Source organism: Tomitella cavernea (assembly GCF_016599145.1).
Classification (GTDB): Bacteria; Actinomycetota; Actinomycetes; order Mycobacteriales; family Mycobacteriaceae; genus Tomitella; species Tomitella cavernae.
Genome location: NZ_JAENKO010000105.1, coordinates 1 through 2,453 on the forward strand (window position 1 = coordinate 1; position 2,453 = coordinate 2,453).

2 protein-coding genes are annotated in these 2,453 nt (G+C 75.9%); one reads left to right on the plus strand and one right to left on the minus strand.

The genetic code is table 11. The features are described from left to right. Positions 1 to 733 (minus strand): type VII secretion protein EccE (locus tag JJ683_RS19710; RefSeq protein WP_307811058.1); only part of this gene is annotated, 733 nt, incomplete at its 3' end. Positions 734 to 828: 95 nt separating this feature from the next. On the opposite strand from JJ683_RS19710, the gene eccB reads away from it, so the two are divergent. After that, the gene (gene eccB, locus JJ683_RS18640; protein WP_277952170.1) at positions 829 to 2,319 is read left to right on the plus strand and encodes a type VII secretion protein EccB; all 1,491 of its coding nucleotides are present in this window, start codon (positions 829 to 831) and stop codon (positions 2,317 to 2,319) included. Positions 2,320 to 2,453 lie beyond the last annotated feature (134 nt).

A 2,453-nucleotide genomic window follows, 5' to 3' on the forward strand; every position in this document is an offset into this window, starting at 1 on the left:
CACCGGCGCGGTCGCCGGCCCCGCCTCGCCGGGCGACCGCAGCAGGACACAATCGCGGATCCAGGCGGACCACGACGACGGTGTCGCGGCGGACCGCGGTGGGCAGCCTGCCCACGAGGCGCGTGTGCGCCGCGGCCGCGGCCGCCGGACCGGCCGTCCGCACACTGCGGGTGTGGATGTCGATACCGGACAGACGGATATCGAACTGGTCCAGGAGGGGTGCGAGCAGTCCCGGAGACACCGCGGCGGCCGTGCCTCCGCGGCGCTGCGCGGCGCGGCCCGACGCGATCATCGTGACGGCGCCGACGGGGTCGGATACCTGCATGGCGCAGATGAGTTCATCTGCATCCCAACGGAATCCGGTCGCAGGTGGAACGGCGAGGGCGCGGGCACCGTCCGGGCCGAGCGGGACGTCCTCGCGTACTTTCGCGCCGCCCCTCGTCCGCCGGCCGGCGCCCCGTCCGCCCGAGGCGCCGTCGCACCCGTCCGACCGCAAGGCCGGACCGGGCGGCGCGGTCGCGAGGTGCCCGCGGTATTGCAGCAGGTGCCGTGAACGGAGCGCCGCGCCGCCCACGAGCGAGCGGCCGCGGACCGGCGCGACCGCCCCGAGCGCCGCCAGCAATCCGGCCGCCACCGCGATCGGAACGACCGAGCCCACCGCGGAGAGTGCGAGCGCCGCTGTGACGCCGACGATCTCGGCGACCATGATGATCGTGACCGGCCGTGCCCCCACCTTGATCCTCCCCCTTGGATCCGCTGTCCGGCCCCCACACCGGACGGGGACTACGGTAGTGTCCGCCGCGGGGGAGCGCGAGAACGGGGGGTGCCATGCCCGCGCCTTTGACGACCAGGCCGCAGGTGAACGGCTACAGGTTCATCATCCGCCGCATGGAGCACGCACTGGTGCGGCGCGACGTGCGCATGCTGCACGAGCCGATGCGCAGTGCGTCGCGCTCGCTCACGGTGGGTGCGGTGCTGGGGACGCTGGTGATGGCAGGCTTCGGCATCGCCGCGTGGATCAGCCCGGCGCCGGACACCGACGGCTCCGACATCCTGCTCGCCGAGGACAGCGGCGCGCTGTACGTGCGCGTGGAGGACGAGCGGATCGGGGCCGCGGGGGCGGGGCCCGGCGCCGTCGGGGAGGTGCTGCATCCCGCCCTGAACCTGGCTTCCGCGCGGTTGGTCATCGGATCGCCCGCGCCGCCGCTGGGGGTCCCCGGCGATCACCTTCCGGACATCCGGCGCGGGCCGATGGTCGGCATACCCGGTGCGCCGCAGCTGCTTCCCGCGCGCACGGAGCAGGTCGCCGGGCCGTGGACGGTGTGCGACGGGTTCGAGCGCGGCGCCGTCGCGCAGACCACCGTGCTGGTGGGCCGGGACCAGGCCGTGGCCGCGGCGCTCACCGGGGGCGCGGCGGTGCTGGTGACGGACGGCGAGCGCGAGTACGTGGTGTTCGACGGCGCGCGTTCCGCCGTGGACCTGGGCGATCCCCAGGTGGTGCGCGCGCTCGGGCTGGGCGGGATCACTCCGGTGCGGGCTTCGGCGGGGCTGATGGCCGCGCTGCCGGCGGGCCGGGAGCTGCGCGCCCCGCGCATCGACGGCGCGGGCGAGGCCCCCGGTTTCCCGATGCCGGGTGTGCGGGTGGGCGACGTGGTCCGTGTCGACAGGGGAGCGGGCGCAGATGCGGACGATGACCGGTACGTGGTGCTGCGCGACGGCCTCCAGGAGCTCCCTGCCACCGTCGCGGATCTCATCCTGTATTCCGGCGCACGGCAGGGACTCTTGCAGCGCAGCATCGGGCCGGAGGCGGTGGCCGGTGCACCTGTGACGCGTCATCCGCTGCCACTGGACGGCTACCCGCACGGCAGGTTGCGGCTGCGTGATGTGGCTGACGGGACGCTTTGCGCGACATGGGTTCCCGGGCGGCACGGCGGCGGCTGGACGGTGGGCGCCGGTGATCCGCGTGCGGACCGCGGCGCGGCGGTGCGGCTGGTGGGCGCCGACGGCGCGGGCCCGTCGGTGGACCGGTTCGTGATCCCTCCGGGAGCCGCGGCCCACGTGTCCGCCGTGCGGGGCGCCGGAGGCGGCGTCGGCGCGGGTGGGCCGCGGTTCCTCGTCGCGGAGACCGGCGTCCGCTATGGCATTCCCGACGCGGCGACGTCGAAGGTTCTCGGCCTGGGAGGAGAGACCGACCCGGCGCCGTGGTCGATTCTGGGGCTGCTGCCGGCCGGCCCCGCCCTCACCCGCACCGACGCGCTGGTGGTGCACGACGGCCTGACGCCCGATCCCGCGCCCGCGGCGCTGCTCACCGGGGGCTGAGCCCCGGTGCGCTGCGCGCGCGGACGCGGTGCAGTATCCCGGCGCCGATGCCCGCGGCGCCGAGTACCGCGGCGGCCGCCGCCGCCGCGAAGAATGCACGGTCGCGGGCCGTGGTGTCCGGCGGCTCCGGGGCC